Raw genomic sequence first — 15,625 nt, 5'->3', positions numbered from 1 at the left:
ACCCTCTCCCGGAGGGAGAGGGGACTGACCGAGTTGTCTTGAGATATTCAGCGACCTGACCGATCCAGTCGATTATGGATTCGGTAGAGATTTTTCAGGTCGGCGGAGCTCTCCAGCATCCCCCGGTCGGTCCCCTCTCCCCCCGGGAGAGGGCTAGGGTGAGGGCAGCCATCTCAAGTCGAACACACACACCAGACACCCCCAAATTCCCCCGCGTCGAGCCACCACCATGACAACGACCCGCAACGACTGGGAACAACGCTTCCAGTCCCTGACCCTCGAATCCCGTGCCTTCATCAACGGCGAATACCGCCCGGCCATCAGCGGCGAGACCTTCGAATGCCTGAGCCCCGTCGACGGCCGTTTCCTGGCCTCCGTCGCCAGCACCGATGAAGCCGACGCCAACCTCGCCGTCGAGGCCGCGCGCCAATCCTTCAACTCCGGCGTGTGGGCCAACAAGCCCCCGACCGAGCGCAAGCGCATCCTGATTCGCTTCGCCGATCTGATCCTGCAACACCAGGAAGAACTGGCGCTGCTCGAAACCCTCGACATGGGCAAATCGATCAGCGACTCGATGAGCATCGACATCCCGGCGACCGCCAACGCGATCCGCTGGAGCGCCGAGGCGATCGACAAGATCTACGACGAAGTCGCCGCTACCCCGCACGATCAACTCGGTCTGGTCACTCGCGAGCCGTCCGGCGTAGTTGCTGCGATCGTGCCGTGGAACTTCCCGCTGATCATGGCCAGCTGGAAATTTGCCCCGGCATTGGCGGCGGGTAACTCGTTCATCCTCAAACCTTCGGAAAAATCCCCGCTGACCGCGATCCGTATCGCGCAACTGGCGCTGGATGCCGGCATTCCGAAAGGCGTGTTCAACGTCTTGCCAGGCTTCGGTCACACCGTCGGCAAGGCGCTGGCGCTGCACATGGACGTTGACGTGCTGGCCTTCACCGGCTCCACCGCGATTGCCAAGCAACTGATGATTTATGCCGGCCAAAGCAACATGAAACGCATCTGGCTCGAAGCGGGGGGCAAGAGCCCGAACGTGGTGTTTGCCGACGCACCGGACTTGCGCGCGGCAGCACAAGCGGCGGCCGGCGCCATTGCGTTCAACCAGGGCGAAGTCTGCACCGCCGGCTCGCGCCTGCTGGTGGAGCGTTCGATCCGCGAGCAATTCATCCCGCTGCTGGTGGAAGCGCTGCAAGCGTGGAAACCCGGGCACGCCCTCGACCCGGCCACTACCGTCGGCGCCGTGGTCGATCAGCGTCAATTGGACAACGTGCTGCGCTACATCAGCATCGGCCGGGAGCAAGGTGCCGAGCTGATCGCCGGCGGTCAGCGCACCCTCGAAGAAACCGGCGGCACCTACATCGAGCCGACGATTTTCGACGGCGTGACCAACGCCATGACCATCGCCAAGGAAGAAATCTTCGGCCCGGTGCTGTCGCTGATCACCTTCGACACCGTTGAAGAAGCGCTGCACATCGCCAACGACAGCATCTTCGGCCTGGCCGCCGGGGTCTGGACCAGCAACCTGAGCAAGGCCCACACCTTCGCCCGTGGTTTGCGCGCCGGCAGCGTGTGGGTCAACCAGTATGACGGCGGCGACATGACCGCGCCGTTCGGTGGCTTCAAACAGTCGGGCAACGGTCGCGACAAATCGCTGCACGCGTTCGACAAGTACACCGAGCTGAAAGCGACCTGGATCAAGCTCTGACTCTTTTACAGCGGTGGTCGCCTGCAACCGGCGACCCTCGGAGAATAAAAAAATGAAACAACAACACGTGAACAGCTACTACGCCGCCACCCGCAACGAAGTGATCGATTTCCCGATCCTCGAAGAGTCGGTGGAGTGCGATGTCTGCATCATCGGCGCCGGCTACACCGGCCTGTCCTCGGCACTGTTCCTGAGCGAAGCCGGCTACAAGGTGACGGTGCTGGAAGCGGCGAAAGTCGGCTATGGCGCCAGCGGTCGCAACGGCGGCCAACTGGTCAACTCCTACAGCCGTGACGTCGACGTGATCGAAGAGCGCTACGGCGACAAGACCGCCGAAATCCTCGGCAGCATGATCTTCGAAGGCGCCGACATCATCCGTTCGCGCATCAAGGAATACGACATCAAGTGCGACTACCGCCCGGGCGGCATTTTCGCAGCGATGAACAAGAAACAACTGAACGGCCTGGCCGAACAAAAACGTAGCTGGGAACGTTACGGCAATAAAAACCTGAAGATGCTCGACGCTGCGGACATCCGCCGCGAAGTCGGCTCCGACGCCTACGTCGGCGGTCTGCTGGATATGCAGGGCGGTCACATCCACCCGCTGAACCTGGCCCTCGGCGAAGCCGCGGCCATCGTGCGTCTGGGCGGCAAGATCTACGAGCAGTCCGCTGCCGTCGAAATCAAATACGGCGAGCCCAACGTCGTGCGCACCACCAAAGGCCAGGTCCGCGCCAAGTACCTGCTGATCGCCGGCAACGCCTACCTGCCGCAAGGCCTCGACAACCGTGTGACCGCCAAGAGCATGCCGTGCGGCTCGCAGATCTGCGTCACCGAACCGTTGACCGAGAAACAGGCGCGCAGCCTGATCACCAACAACTACTGCGTCGAAGATTGCAACTACCTGCTCGACTACTACCGTCTGACCGCCGACAACCGTCTGCTCTACGGCGGCGGCGTGGTCTACGGCGCCCGTGAACCGGACGACATCGAAACCCTGATCCGCCCGAAGATCCTCAAGACCTTCCCGCAGCTCAAGGACGTGAAAATCGACTACCGCTGGACCGGCAACTTCCTGCTGACCATGTCGCGCATGCCGCAATTCGGCCGCATCGAGAAAAACGCCTACTACATGCAGGGCTACAGCGGCCACGGCGTCACGTGCTCGCACCTGGCCGGCAAACTGATCTCCGAAATGATCCGCGGCGACGCCGAACGCTTCGACGCCTTCGCCTCCCTGCCACACATGCCGATGCTCGGCGGCCGCACCTTCTCCGCGCCGCTGACCGCCCTCGGCGCCGTGTATTACTCGCTGCGCGACCGTTTCGGCATCTGATTAACCTCGCCGGCGGCGCCCCCAAAAAGGGCGTCGCCGGCTTTTTCATGTGCCGTCCATCGAACCTGCTGAGCAACACCAGCAAACGTGATTTAATAGCCGCCTTTCACGGTTCCGGGACACGGGAGCAACGTGATCCGCGCGACCTGCGCGGCACCCGCCACCCACCCCCATTACCCTTAAGTCGTTCTCACATAAGGCTGTCATGGATACGGGTTCTCGACTCAAACTAGTACGCGAAAGCTACAAACTCTCCCAGCGCGAGCTGGCCCGGCGTAGCGGCGTGACCAATGCCACCATCTCCCTGATCGAACAGAATCGTGTCAGTCCTTCCGTCAGCTCACTGAAAAAGCTGCTCGAAGGCATCCCGATGTCCCTGGCCGACTTCTTCACCTTCGACCAGCCCCCTCGCGAACACCAATACGTCTTCCGCGCCAACGAACAACCCGACCTCGGCCGTCACGGCCTGCGCCTGCTGCTGATCGGCGCCTCGGTCCCCAGCCGCCAGATGCGCTTGCTGCGCGAGCAATACGCACCGGGCGCGAGTTCCGGGGAAGAGCCGATTGTTCACGCGGAAGGTGAGGAGTGCGGGTTGGTGACGCGTGGCACCGTGGAGTTGACGGTGGATGGGCAGGTGAGCGTGTTGAGTGCGGGGGATGGGTATTACTTCCCGACGACGTTGCCGCACAAGTTCCGGAATATCGGGGCGGATGAGGCTGAGATTATTAGTGCGAATACGCCGGCGAATTTTTGAGAAAAACGCCGTTTTCCTCGCATGAACCGCAAACTGAAAACCGCAGAGATGCGGTTTTTTTACGACTGAAATTCTGTTCCCTCTCTCGTTTTTTGAATGCTTAAAGTGATGTTTATGTGCCATCATATGGATCCAAAAAATGGAGGTGGCTCATGGCAGAAAAAAAAGACGAGAATTTAGGTGGAGCCGTTGCCGCAGGCGTTAGCGCTGCAACAGGAGCAGGCCTCGGTGCAGCCTACGGTGTAACCGCTATCGGAGTAGCCGCAGCTGAAACGGCCGCAGCGGCTGCTCTTGCGCCTGCTGGATCGGCTGCAGCAACTACTGCAACGTTGGCTGCAGCGGGTGGTGGTAGCTTGGCGGTGGGTGGAACTGGGATGGTTGGTGGGGTAACGGCGATTGCGGGAAGTGCTGCTGGCGCTGCCGTCTTGCCTATTGTCGGATGCGCTGTTGCCGGAGCTGCGGTGTTAGGGTTGGTTGGCTGGGGGGCTTATAAAGTTGGTCGTAAGTTTCTTGATGATTGAACAAAATTAGTCGCAAAATATTTAAAAAATTTGTTTTTTCGATGATTCATTACGCTCGGTAATTCGATTGTATAGATCGTAGCGAGCCAAGCTTTTTGGTCTCAACAGATAAGGATGTTGCAGATGTGGTTTTTTAAAAAGGAAGGTCGTGCTACATATCTAGAGTTTTTGAGGAATTTAACTCCGCAGATTCTTCTATTCGCCGCCATCATGATTATTGGCGAAAAAATGATGAGGCAACCTCCTGAGTCTTGTGCGTGGTATGGCATTGGGGTCTTTGTGCTAGTGCTGTTCGCAATTATGTGGATTCTTGCATTCGCTGCCAATGGATCTCTTTTATATGACAAGGCATTGGCCAGTCGCTCTGACATTGAAGAGCATAAGAGCATGCTGAAAGAGGGTGGGCTCAAGGGTGGTAAGTTGGCATGGGCGTCCTTTAAATATACTGCTGGTAATCATCGGCTTTTGGTTGCTGAAGTCGTGATCATCATTTTTGTGATCTATGGTAGTACAATTTTGGCGATGATGTCCGGTGTTATAACTGCACTTGGATTTCTCAAAAATGTAAAATAAAAAGTAGCTTAAAAGTGGCAGATTTATTTGTGCAAGTCCGTCACCTTCAATTTTCCTAGCCAAAAACACCAAGTTTCCGTTGCTCTATAACTCGAAACGCGTCACTCACGTCCTGAATTATAGTTCTGGCGATGATGGTGACTGTGTTGATGTCATGTTCCATGAAAAGGTGACAGATTTATTTATGTGGCAGGATGCCGAAGAGCTGAAACAACGTGTTGCCGGTTTCCAGAATGAATACTTCTCCGCCTGCCTGGCCCGTGCGACACTATAGTTTTTTATTATTTTCTATCGATTGCGGTGGTGCAGTAGATGTTTTCTTGTGAGCAGTACTCAACATTGACGGAAGTTAAATCCGTCTTTCTAGTTGTAGGTGGTTTGACGACAGTGGCTTACGTAATTTATTTAGGCGCTATAGTAGTTCTGAAGGCGCTGGGACGTGATCTAAATCGTCTTGTAAGTAATGGGTTTTTTGTGTCTCTGGTGAATTTGGCCGCTCGTCGATGCATTTGGTTCGCTGTTTGCGTATCTGTTGGAATGGCTATCTGTGGTTGGATGATATTGGCACTGGATTACCTTTTATCATTGAGATTTGGCCCCTTTGAAGAATGTACAACAGTGTACTTTCTCTATGGGTGGAAAATGTGCCTCACTGGAATGATGCTTGGATTTTTGCTTTATTTTGCGACAAAAGCTCAGCGTTTCCACATTCCGCTTGGTAAATTCACATCGCTGACCATCAGTACCCCTCGAGAATATCACCTGCATCTAAATGGCAAGATTGAGCCGGTGTCAATGGCATACGTTTATGCGCGAAATTCCATTAATAAACTTATAAAAGAACACTCTGGATTCGTGTTGGTCATGGAATCTTGGCTTTTGGCCCAAGATGCTATTCCGCCAATAGGAGTAGAGGCAGTCAAGGGAACGTACTCTTTTGTTGTTTCGTGGCGTAGTCGAAGCGGGGGGAAGTTTGTTAGAGGTTTTTTGCTGGTCTGTAGACTTGTTGCAATGTTTGTCTTGGCTCCAGTGATATATAAAAAATATCGTGATCTTCGGCTGAGTCCGATGACTCCATCGAGGGGTATGCAGTTGCTGTTGATGAAGTATTCTTCCCTTAATGTCAGTTGGAGTTATAAAATGACACCATTTTTTCAGCTCTTGGTTTTAACTGCTCTGTACCCGGAAAGAATGGAAGCGGCAACAGGGTGTAGCGGAGTAATAGTTATAGAGATTTAAGCTAGAATTGCTTTTTTTTTGGAATTAAGAAGGTGACAGATTTTCTTGTGTAAGCCCGCCATCTTCCAGTGCTCTAACCAAGGAAAACGAAAGAAAAGGTGACAAAGAAAAGATGACAGATTTAATTATGTGAACCTGTCACCTTCAAGTTTTCTAGCCAGGAACATCGAATCCTCGTTGCTCTATAACTCGAAATATATCACTCACGTCTTGCACCATGATCCTGGCAATGGTGGTCACAGTGTAGATGTCGTGTTCTGCATGGTCGGGGAGGCGGATGCAGGCCATCAGATCCAGGTATTTGAGAACGGCGTTAAGGCGCTCACTGGCACAAGCATGGAGGTCCCGCAGTGGGGCGTCAGCGTCGATGAGCAGGACGGGTCGATCGGTAGCGGGGTGGGACATGTTCGCGCAGTGGCGCATCAGTTTCTGTGTCGTCATGGTGTTAATCCTTTGTTGAGAAGAATTGCCACCGTTCTGCTGCGAAACAAAATGGGTGGCAGCTATGCGCGGGTTCGCAGACCGGAGGATTAACACCAAGACCCGGCAGACCCGAAAGTCTCCCACGCACAACCGCCGTAAAATTTGCGCAGCCGGGAGTCGGCCGTGCCAGACGGAACAGGTGTCAATCTTAAGGGCTGCGAAACCCTATCGCCAAATTCCTTCAGCGACAGACCCACTCTAGGTACCGATTCCCACCGTCGCAATCAGACTGTAGGACGTGAAATCACCACGTGTGGCCAGCGATTTTGCTCCCGGTTGGCGGCGCAATCGGCGTAAGTCAATGGCTGCAGCGTGTCAGGGAAAAATGACTTGCCATGTTTCGGCCCACTTCGCAGCCCCATAAGAACCAGCTCCCTCACGACGCGAAGTGATTTCCTACGGCGTTTTCAGATCAAAAAATTCATCACACATTCCACCCCCGGAACTTTCCCCAAAACCGATGTCAATTTGATGGCGTGTCGCGACGCTCATTCATCGGCTCAAGCAGTGCCAGGCTGGTTCCTGGTCAACCAAGGAAGTGTGTGATGAGACTATTACTCGCAATGTTGTTGATGTTCAGCGGCTACAGCTTTGCCAGTTGCGGCAACATTGATGACCACGATCAGCGTGCCTATTGCAATGCAAGGGAGAGCGGCAGCAGTTGCGGCAACATCGATAATCACGATCTACGAGCGGCGTGTAACGCGGAAATGGGGGGCAGTTCCTGCGGCAATATTGACGACCATGACCAGCGTGCCTATTGCAACGCCAAAAAGAGCGGCAGCAGCTGCGGCAACATCGATGATCATGACCTGCGTGCACGGTGCAACGCGGAGCAGGGTGGCAGTTCCTGCGGCAACATCGATGACCACGACCAGCGTGCCTACTGCAATGCCACCACGGGTGGCAGCAGCTGCGGGAATATCGACAACCATGATTTACGTACGCGGTGTGAGGCTATGAAGCGCTGATCTGGTTTTGATTGCGTCACCCAGTGCCAGGCTGTTTCCCGGCAAGCCCAAGGAAGTGTGAGATGAAACTGATTCTTGCGATGTTGTTGCTGTTCAGCGGTTATGTTTCCGCCAGTTGCTCCAGCATCAGTGATCACGACAAACGCAGTTACTGCCAGGCCAGGGAGGAAGGCAGCAGCTGTTCTTCCATCGGCGACCACGATTTGCGTTCGGCCTGCGAAGCGGAAAAAGGCAGCTCGTGCTCAAGCATTGGCGATCATGACCAGCGCGCTTATTGCGAAGCCAAAAAGGGCAGCAGTTGTTCCTCCATCGGCGATCACGACCTGCGCGCGGCCTGCGAAGCGGAGAAGGGCAGTTCATGTTCAAGCATTGGTGATCATGACCAGCGGGCGTTTTGTGAAGCGAAGAAGGGCAGTAGTTGTTCGTCAATTGGCGATCATGATCTGCGCAGTCAGTGTGAGGCCATGAAACGCTGAATCCACCCGCCATCTAGAACCAAAAGGGACACCCATCGGTGTCCCTTTTTCATGCGAGCTTGAACGCTGTTATTTCGCCTTCCAATGCCCACCCCCGTTCTCGCAATCAATCCGCGCCTGCGCCAGATGCTCCACGTCGTAGTAATAGGTGGTCACTTGCGCGCTGTCCGGAATGTTCAGGGCCTTGGCGTTTTTGTCCTTGCTGGTGGAGTGCGGGTTGGCCAGGGATTCCTGAGTGAGAGTGGCGATACACGAGGCCTGATAGTGGTCGGCGCAGTGTTCGACCTTGGTTTTGCTGCTGTTGAGCATGTCCTTGCTTTCGTTGCTGCACGACCAGTCGATGGCGTTGATCGGCATGCCTCCGTATTCGTAGCAGCTGTGCGTCTCGACGGCGGGCACCGAGGGGCTGGAGGAGCGGGTCTTGACGTCGCAGCCCTCGGCCATGACGCAGGTGGGGATGAAGCTGAAGGTGGCGATCAGGAGCAACAGTCGGATGTTCATCGCGGAACTCTCCCATGGCCCCGTGTTTGATCGTGAGCGGGGCGCTTATGGTTTCGAGATGGGGCGGGCGCGGGAGGTTCCATCAGGATTTTGATTTGCGCCGGGCGTACAGAGTGAGAAACAATCGGACACACCTAGCACCCAAGGATTGGAACAGTGCACATGATTCAAATCGGCAGCCGCAACAACGCCCCCACGCCGCAGCACAAAACCCATGACATCTACATCTTCAACATCGACCTGTCCCGCCCGGCGACGCCGTTCTGCTTCGAGCAATCGATTGGCGGCGGGCATGTCGAGCAGGGTGGTGCGCGGTGGTTGGCGCTGGATGAGCTGGATGGCTGGCCCGGCGAATGGCGTGAGCATTTGAAGAAGTCCGGTTGTGCCTGGGTGGCCGAATTGATGGACGCGCATTCGGGGGAGAGTCAGGCTGATCTGGTCTCGCTGATTCTCCAGCGCTATGCCGAGCCGGCGCAGCCAACTGGGCGTTTGCAGGCGATTGGGCGCTGGTTCAAGCGCCACTTCTATATTGGCGGCCGGTACGGCGTCTGACCCGAGGAAACGCCCATGACTCAAACTCTGGAACGCGCCATCGCCATTGCCGCCACGGCCCACGCGGGGCAGGTGGACAAGGGCGGCGCGCCGTACATTTTGCATCCGCTGAAAGTCATGTTGCGCATGAACAGCCTGGAAGAGCGCATCGTTGCGGTGCTGCACGATGTGGTCGAGGACTGCGGCATCAGCCTGGAGGATTTGCGCAAGGAAGGCTTCAGCGAATCCGTTTTGTCCGCCATCGAATCGGTGACCAAAGTGCCCGGCGAATCCTACGAAGACTTCGTCGAGCGGGCGGCGCAGAACCCGATCGGGCGGGTGGTGAAACTGGCGGATCTGGAAGAAAACAGCGACCTGTCGCGGATTGCCTCGCCGAGCTGGGAGGATCTGGAGCGGATCGAAAAATATCGGCGGGCGATTGGACGGCTGCGCGCCTGACCTAACTGAAAAGCACCTTGAATAGCCAGGAAGGCGACCATGAAATCCATTCTGTGTTTGGCGATTGCTGCCGGCTTCGGCGCACTGTTGCAATTCGAAGGCGTGCCCCACGGTTTGCTGTTGGGCTCGATCCTTGTCACCGCGCTTGTAGTCACCAGATTCGGCATCGTGCCGGCAACGCCTTATGGCCTGGGCTACATTCAGGTCACGCTGGGCATCGCTACCGGGTTGATGTTTGAAGCGTGGGACAGTGCGACCGTCTCGACGATGTTGCCGAGCCTCGGCGTGTTGCTGTTGTGCCTGGCAGTGCAAGTGGCGCTGGCCGCGTGGTGGCTGTCGCGCGGTGCGGGGTGGAATCGCACGGATGCCTTGCTGGCGGTGTATCCGGGGGCGCTGGCGGCGGTGTTCGATTTGCTGGAATCGCATCAAGCGTCGAGCAAGGTGATCATCGTGCACTTGATGCGCCTGCTGCTGATAACGGTGCTGGTGAGTTTGCTGATTCCCGGAACGGCACCAGTTGCGGTGGCCGAGGTCGATCCGCTGTCGACGGGCATGGCGTTGACCGTGCTGGCAGTGATCGGTTTGAGCGTGGTGGTCGGGCGTTTGCTGCTCGCCGTTGGCGTGCCGGCGCCGTTCATGTTGACGGCAATCATCATCACCGCCGTGTTCGTGAAATCAGGATGGCTGCAGGGCTTTCATATGCCGGACTGGAGCCTGAATCTGGCGGCGCTGATTCTCGGTGTGCGGATCGGCTCGCGATTCCAAGGGCTCGGCCTCGCGGAGCTGGGACGTCATGGTCGCACGGCTCTGGTATCGGTGGGGTTGATGATTCTGGTCGCGGCGATTTTTGCATTGGCGGCGGCACGGTTGCTGGGCAGCGATGCGTTGTCACTGTGGCTGGCCTACATGCCGGGGCCCATCGAAACCATCGCGATTGTGGCGTTCGCGGGCGGGCTGAATGTGGTGTTTATCCTGACTCACCATCTGGCGCGAATGGTGGTGTTGCACTTTGCACCGGCGTTGTTGGTACAGGTTCGGCGGGTGTGGGAGGGCGTCTGACCGGGACTTCGATAGCCACCTTCAGGGTTCAACATCCGTCGGCATACATCAGCGCTAACTGTTCAATCCACTCGGTAGGGGCTTGGAATCTTGCAAAGTACGCTTGTTTCTCAGCGTCACCGAGTCGGATGAAATACGGAAGAAAGTAGTTGTCGTTATAGAAACCCTGCGTGCCCTGCATATTGCCGCCCCACCACGAGGCGGGGTAATCGTCGAAGGCAATCCAGGGCGGAGGCACGCAAAAGGTCTGATTTCCAAGGCTACTCAGAAACTCGACGCTGTTGGTCAAGATACGAATGGTCAGCGCGTTGAACTCGGTGGTGGAGGGGAAGTAAATCAACAGCTCCTGCTTCGTGACATCTTCGTATTCAAAAACGGTCAGGTCTTTGAATCTGCGCTCGTCGATCTTTTGGAAAAGTGATTCCACCAGTCGCTGAAACTTGCAAAAGTCATCGGCGACCATCAGAAGGGAGCTGTAATAAGCATTGATCCCGGACGCTGCTACAGATACCACCGTCGATAGTTTCGGCAGGCTGGCGCTTGGTAACGGTGAGGCGAATCGGGTCTTGAGCGCTTGCTCGCTGTAACCGGCAAAAAGCTTTCGTCTTGCGGGTTTCACGAAAGCCATGATTCGGCTGAGTAGATTCATCGGGATGGGGGACACAAAGAGATTGGCGTGCCGGGATGGTACCCAACAAGCGGGGTATGAACCATTGATGCGTTCGCCCGGAGTTGTGAACCCCCGTGAACTACACTCCCAGATTACCCCGCCCCCCAGGCAAACCCCGCCGCGTCGGAGGTCATCATGTTCCGCCATTCACTGTTCATCGCAGCGTGCCTGTGCGCCACACAGGCCAGCGCTGAATCCGTCGTCCCGCTCAAGGGCCAGACTTCCCAGCAAACCCAGATCGACATCAACGACTGCCATTCCATCGCGTCCACTTCAACCACGTCGACACCCCAGGCCGGCGGTCGGTTGAAGGGCGCCGCAGTGGGAGCCGCTGCCGGCGCCACCGCCGCCGAAGTGCGCGGCCGTCAACACGACGAGTTTTACGAAGCCGTGGACGATGACCGCAAGCAGGATTACCGCCAGAACCGCGCCAAAGACACGGCTGCCGCCGGTGCGGTAGTCGGCGGTGCGCGGCAGCGGCAGGATCGGCGCGAGCAGCGGCGGACCGATGCTTCGGCCAGTTCAAGCGCCTACACCGGTTGCCTGCAAGGGCGGGGTTATCAGGTCACGCCCTGACGGCTTTCCCGGTGCGCGACGAGCAGGTGCATCATCACGCCGCTGTAGAGCGTCACCAGAATGAACAAGCCCATGCGCGCCGCGAACGCGGTGTAGACGTCCTTGCCCGCTGCGCTGTCTTCAACGGATTGGCCAAGCAGGATGATCATGGTGATCAGAGTGTTGAGCCAGAACCCCGGCGTCAGTTGCGTCGGGTGCAGCCGATAGAGTTTGCGCGCCAGAAACAGCCCGAACAGCAGCATCCACAGAAAGAACATCCACAGGTGCACGAACAGGCTCAACGCGCACCAGAACAGCACCGCCAGCAGCCCGCCCAATAAGGTCGAGCCGAGCAATTCGCGCCCGGCGTGGTGGGTGCGGGTGGTGGTGCTTTGCTGGCCGAGGCTGACGGCTTTGAGGATGATCGGCAGGTAGCTGGCCGGGTCGATCAGCACCAGCAGGAAGGTCGGCAGCACGATCAATGTTGCGCGCATCGCCACGCGGGGTACGTCTTCGGCGGGCAGGGCGGGAGCAGGTGGTGGCGCGGGGCTGTTGGCCGGTTCCGGGAACAGGACGTGGCTCAGTCCGACCATGATGACGGCCAGCAACAGGCCTTTGACCAGCGCGCCGATCACCGCCATCGCCAGCTCGAATGAGGCGAAACCGGCGGCGGAAATCATGGTCATGCCGATCACCAGAAACGTCATGATCAGCACGTTGCCGCCGCGCAGTCCGTAGGTGAAAACCAGAAACAGCCCGACACCGATCAGCAGCACGCCGCACACCGGGTAATAGCGCAGCAAAGGCACCAGCAACAGGCCGAGACTGGTGGTGAATGCGGCGACCAACGTCAGCACCAGCGCCATTTTCACCGGCAACGGTCGAGGCATACTGGCCAGCAGCAACACCGCGAGCACCGGCGACAAAAACGACAGCGGCAAGGCGAGGCCGTAACTCGCGGCGGTGCACAACGCCGTGCCGCAGGCCAGGCGCAAGGCCCGTTGCGCCGGGACGCTGCGTTCAATAGGCCGCTCAGTAGGCATAGCTCAGCCAACTCATCAACCAGACAAACACCCGCCCGAGTGGATTGAGCAGATTGCCCTCACTGGGAAACGCCATGACTTCCGCCTGCCCGCCAGCGCGAATCGAACGACTCTCGAACAGACGCTTTTTCGCCTCCTCGCTGAACTCGATGATCACCGGAAAACGCTGCGCCGGACGCAGCCAGTCGCGGCTGTTCTGGATCGTCGGCAGGGTGCCGGGCGGCGGCGTCTGGCCGACGCTGACGCCATAACCGACGCTGCGCACCCGGCCGTCGAGCACTTCGCCGGGCAGGGCGTCGAGGATGATCGACACCGGCGTGCCGGGCTTGATCCGGCCGAGGTTGTTCTCGGTGAGGTCGGCGCTGACCCACACGTCCTGGATCGTGATCAGCGTCATCACCGGACTGCCGACAGCGGCGAACTGGCCGACGTCGGTGCGCAGGTCGGTGATCAGGCCCGCCGAACGCGCACCAATGCGGGTATTGGCCAGATCGAGTTCGGCCTTGGCCAGCGTGGCGGCGGCGCTGAGCAGTTTGGCGTTGGTGTCGGTGTTGCCGCCTTCCTGCTCCTGCGCCCGCAGCACTTCGGCCCGGGCGGCGGCGACTTGGCTGACGGCAGCCTCGTGATTGGCCCGGGACACTTCCAGCAGCCGTACGGACACCGTGCCTGGGTCTTCTTTATACAAGCCTTCAAGCCGCCGATTGTCCTGGCGCGTTTTGAGTTCATTGGCTTGCGCGGCCCGCAACGACGCCTGGGCCGACGCGATGCCGGCGGTGCTGGCGCCGACCGTGCGCCGGGTGTTTTCCAGATCGGCGCGGGCCCGGTCGACGGCGATCTGCAGCGGCTGCGGATCGAGTTCGAAAAGAATGTCGCCGGCCTGCACGTCCTGATTGTTGCGCACGTTGACCTTGATCACCCGGCCCGCGACTTCCGCCGCCACCGGGATCACGAACGCGCCGACCCGCGCCTGCTGGGTATACGGCGTGATTCGGTCGGCCAGCAGATACCAGATCAGGCTCAGCACAATCACCAGCAGCACCCAGCGGATGCCTTTTTTCGCCGGATCCGGCGGCGCTTCATCACTCATGGCGGTCTACCTGCGAGGGAATCGGATAGGTCGGTTGGGGCGGCGGGGCGCTCAGCAGATCGCCCCAGTCGGTGCGTTGCTGCATCTGCTGCCGGGTCGCTGAATCAATCTGCGGCCCGGCGCTTTGCCAGCCGCCACCGACGGCGCGGTACAAAGCAATGAGGTTGCTCACGGCGTTGCTGCGGCTGACGAGATAGTTGTCCTGTAGCTCCAGCAACGCACGCTGGGCATCGAGCACCCGCTGAAAATCCGAATAGCCTTCGCGGTATTGGGTGTTGGCCAGCACCAGCGAACGCCGCGCCGCACCTTCGGCCTCGCCGAGAATGCGCTCGCGTTCCAGCGCTTTGGTCAGGCCGCTGGCGGCGTCGTCGGCTTCGCGGGCAGCCTGGCGGACTTTGTCGCGATAGGCTTCGATCAGTTGCTGCAACCGCGCGTCCTGCACGCGGATGTTGTTGTGGATGCGGCCGTAGTCGAACAGGTTCCAGCGCAGGCTCGGGCCGCCGATCAGGTCGAGGCTGCGCGGGGTGCTGCCGAGGGTGTCGCTGGACCAGACGATGCTGCCGAGCAGAGTCAGCGAGGGGTACAGATCGGTTTCAGCCACGCCGACCAGCGCCGATTGCGCGGCCACGTTCAGCTCTGCCGCGCGCACATCGGGACGGCGCAGCAGCAGGTTGGCCGGGACGTCCTGCAACACGGCGCGATCCACCAGCGGAATCAGCCCCGGTTGTTCCGCCAGAAACGCCGCGCCACCGGGCGGCTGGCCGACCAGCACGGCCAGCGCATTGCGGGTACGCAGCAATTGGTCTTCGAACGCCGGAATGCTGCTCAAGGTGCCGAGGTATTGGGTTCTGGCCTGTTGCAGGTCGAGTTCGGCGGTCTGGCCGCTGCGAAAGAGTTTTTCGGTGATCTCGAAGTTGCGCTTTTGCTGGGCGGCGTTTTCCCGGGCGACCCGGAGCCGGGCTTCGGTGGTGCGCAGGGCAAAGTAGGTGTCGGCCACTTGAGCGCGCAGCAGCACGAGGGCGTCTTCGTAGTTGGCCTGGGCGGCGAAGTAGCTGGCGTCGGCGGATTCGATGGCGCGGCTGAAGCGACCCCAGAAATCCAGTTCCCAGCCGACATCGAACGCGGCGCTGTGCTGCCAGAAGTGCAAGTCCTGCGGATTGCTGCCGCCGGACTGGTGGCGATCGATGTACAGGCTGTCGGCGCTGGCCTGTTGCAGTTGCGGGTAGCGACCGCTGTCGGCGATGCCCAGTTGCGCGCGGGCTTCGAGGACCCGCAGGCCGGCGATCTTCAGGCTGCTGTTGCGGGCTTCGGCGTCGCTGATCAAACGGTCGAGGATCGGGTCGGCAAACACCTGCCACCACTGGCGCAGATCCGGCACGGTGCCGCGTTCGCTGGCCTGCTCCAGTGCCGGGCTTTGCCACTGCTTGCTCCAGGCTTCGGCCGGTGGCTGGAAATCCGGGCCCAGCCGCAGGCAGCCGCCAAGGCTCAGCGCACCGAGCAGCAGCAGGTGGCCGGGACGGATCAGCAGGGCTGGCGTTGCAGGCATACCGGGAGGCCCCAGCGGGAAATGTCACTGGAGCATAGACCGCAGATTGCGGGTTGTTCGAAGCAATCAGCTGCTACGCTTTTTCAGGCGAACACCACCGA

Annotated in this window: 17 protein-coding genes and 1 pseudogene; 11 read left to right on the top strand and 7 right to left on the bottom strand. The window is 58.8% G+C overall.

Features of this window, described 5'->3' with window-relative positions; translation table 11 throughout:
• Positions 1-229 precede the first annotated feature (229 nt).
• From GQX66_RS03100 to GQX66_RS03085, 4 genes are all read left to right on the top strand, one after another.
• The gene (locus tag GQX66_RS03100; RefSeq protein WP_240866232.1) at positions 230-1,720 is read left to right on the top strand and encodes an aldehyde dehydrogenase; all 1,491 of its coding nucleotides are present in this window, start codon (positions 230-232) and stop codon (positions 1,718-1,720) included.
• A 52-nt stretch (positions 1,721-1,772) separates the two neighbouring features.
• Positions 1,773-3,056: an FAD-binding oxidoreductase gene (locus GQX66_RS03095; RefSeq protein WP_240866229.1), complete on the top strand. Its 1,284-nt coding sequence runs from the start codon at positions 1,773-1,775 to the stop codon at positions 3,054-3,056.
• 205 nt (positions 3,057-3,261) lie between these two features.
• Positions 3,262-3,810 carry a cupin domain-containing protein gene (locus GQX66_RS03090; RefSeq protein WP_011333561.1) on the top strand — a complete coding sequence of 183 codons (549 nt, stop codon included), beginning with the start codon at positions 3,262-3,264 and terminating at the stop codon, positions 3,808-3,810.
• A gap of 644 nt (positions 3,811-4,454) precedes the next feature.
• Positions 4,455-4,904: a hypothetical protein gene (locus tag GQX66_RS03085; RefSeq protein WP_041073447.1), complete on the top strand. Its 450-nt coding sequence runs from the start codon at positions 4,455-4,457 to the stop codon at positions 4,902-4,904.
• 55 nt (positions 4,905-4,959) lie between these two features.
• On the opposite strand, the pseudogene GQX66_RS03080 reads toward GQX66_RS03085, so the two are convergent.
• A pseudogene (locus tag GQX66_RS03080) lies at positions 4,960-5,070 on the bottom strand (fructose-bisphosphate aldolase); the annotation flags it as partial.
• A gap of 146 nt (positions 5,071-5,216) precedes the next feature.
• On the opposite strand from GQX66_RS03080, the gene GQX66_RS03075 reads away from it, so the two are divergent.
• Complete coding sequence (locus GQX66_RS03075; RefSeq protein ID WP_129973885.1) at positions 5,217-6,143, top strand: hypothetical protein; 927 nt, start codon at positions 5,217-5,219, stop codon at positions 6,141-6,143.
• 153 nt (positions 6,144-6,296) lie between these two features.
• Here GQX66_RS03075 and GQX66_RS03070 read toward each other — a convergent pair whose 3' ends face one another.
• Positions 6,297-6,584, bottom strand: a complete 288-nt coding sequence (locus GQX66_RS03070; protein ID WP_102687371.1) for a fructose-bisphosphate aldolase — start codon at positions 6,582-6,584, stop codon at positions 6,297-6,299.
• 587 nt (positions 6,585-7,171) lie between these two features.
• Here GQX66_RS03070 and GQX66_RS03065 point away from each other — a divergent pair.
• Positions 7,172-7,597, top strand: coding sequence for a hypothetical protein (locus GQX66_RS03065; protein ID WP_102687372.1), 426 nt, complete (start codon positions 7,172-7,174; stop codon positions 7,595-7,597).
• 62 nt (positions 7,598-7,659) lie between these two features.
• The gene (locus GQX66_RS03060) at positions 7,660-8,073 is read left to right on the top strand and encodes a hypothetical protein (protein WP_064595408.1); all 414 of its coding nucleotides are present in this window, start codon (positions 7,660-7,662) and stop codon (positions 8,071-8,073) included.
• Between the two features lie 69 nt (positions 8,074-8,142).
• Here GQX66_RS03060 and GQX66_RS03055 read toward each other — a convergent pair whose 3' ends face one another.
• On the bottom strand, positions 8,143-8,574 hold the full coding sequence (locus GQX66_RS03055) for a hypothetical protein (protein WP_102687373.1): 432 nt from the start codon (positions 8,572-8,574) through the stop codon (positions 8,143-8,145).
• Positions 8,575-8,736: 162 nt separating this feature from the next.
• Here GQX66_RS03055 and GQX66_RS03050 point away from each other — a divergent pair, with 162 nt between their 5' ends.
• From GQX66_RS03050 to GQX66_RS03040, 3 genes are read left to right on the top strand one after another with little or no spacing between them, the layout of a single operon-like run.
• Complete coding sequence (locus tag GQX66_RS03050) at positions 8,737-9,126, top strand: hypothetical protein (RefSeq protein ID WP_240866389.1); 390 nt, start codon at positions 8,737-8,739, stop codon at positions 9,124-9,126.
• 15 nt (positions 9,127-9,141) lie between these two features.
• The gene (locus GQX66_RS03045; RefSeq protein ID WP_085748288.1) at positions 9,142-9,564 is read left to right on the top strand and encodes an HD domain-containing protein; all 423 of its coding nucleotides are present in this window, start codon (positions 9,142-9,144) and stop codon (positions 9,562-9,564) included.
• 39 nt (positions 9,565-9,603) lie between these two features.
• A complete protein-coding gene (locus GQX66_RS03040) occupies positions 9,604-10,623 on the top strand; it encodes an AbrB family transcriptional regulator (protein WP_240866226.1) in 1,020 nt (339 codons plus the stop codon).
• A gap of 28 nt (positions 10,624-10,651) precedes the next feature.
• On the opposite strand, the gene GQX66_RS03035 is transcribed toward GQX66_RS03040, so the two are convergent.
• Positions 10,652-11,251 (bottom strand): hypothetical protein, encoded by a 600-nt coding sequence (locus GQX66_RS03035; protein WP_240866223.1) that lies wholly within the window; start codon positions 11,249-11,251, stop codon positions 10,652-10,654.
• Positions 11,252-11,428: 177 nt separating this feature from the next.
• Here GQX66_RS03035 and GQX66_RS03030 point away from each other — a divergent pair, with 177 nt between their 5' ends.
• On the top strand, positions 11,429-11,869 hold the full coding sequence (locus tag GQX66_RS03030) for a YMGG-like glycine zipper-containing protein (protein WP_085748290.1): 441 nt from the start codon (positions 11,429-11,431) through the stop codon (positions 11,867-11,869).
• Here the strand turns inward: GQX66_RS03030 and GQX66_RS03025 are convergent.
• Genes GQX66_RS03025 through GQX66_RS03015 form a run of 3 tightly spaced genes read right to left on the bottom strand, consistent with a single transcriptional unit; the run spans position 11,854 to position 15,524 of the window.
• Complete coding sequence (locus GQX66_RS03025) at positions 11,854-12,891, bottom strand: DUF2955 domain-containing protein (RefSeq protein WP_085748291.1); 1,038 nt, start codon at positions 12,889-12,891, stop codon at positions 11,854-11,856. The two genes, GQX66_RS03030 and GQX66_RS03025, sit on opposite strands and share 16 nt — an antisense overlap.
• A complete protein-coding gene (locus tag GQX66_RS03020) occupies positions 12,881-13,978 on the bottom strand; it encodes an HlyD family secretion protein (RefSeq protein ID WP_240866220.1) in 1,098 nt (365 codons plus the stop codon). The genes GQX66_RS03025 and GQX66_RS03020 overlap by 11 nt, the downstream gene beginning before the upstream one ends.
• On the bottom strand, positions 13,971-15,524 hold the full coding sequence (locus GQX66_RS03015) for a TolC family protein (RefSeq protein WP_240866217.1): 1,554 nt from the start codon (positions 15,522-15,524) through the stop codon (positions 13,971-13,973). Before GQX66_RS03015 ends, GQX66_RS03020 begins: the two co-directional genes overlap by 8 nt.
• Positions 15,525-15,625: the final 101 nt, after the last annotated feature.

It is taken from the genome of Pseudomonas sp. B707 (assembly GCF_022496685.1).
GTDB classification, from domain to species: Bacteria; Pseudomonadota; Gammaproteobacteria; order Pseudomonadales; family Pseudomonadaceae; genus Aquipseudomonas; species Aquipseudomonas paraglycinae.
The sequence above is the reverse complement of the archived record's forward strand: the minus strand, read 5'-3'. Positions and strand labels throughout refer to the sequence as shown.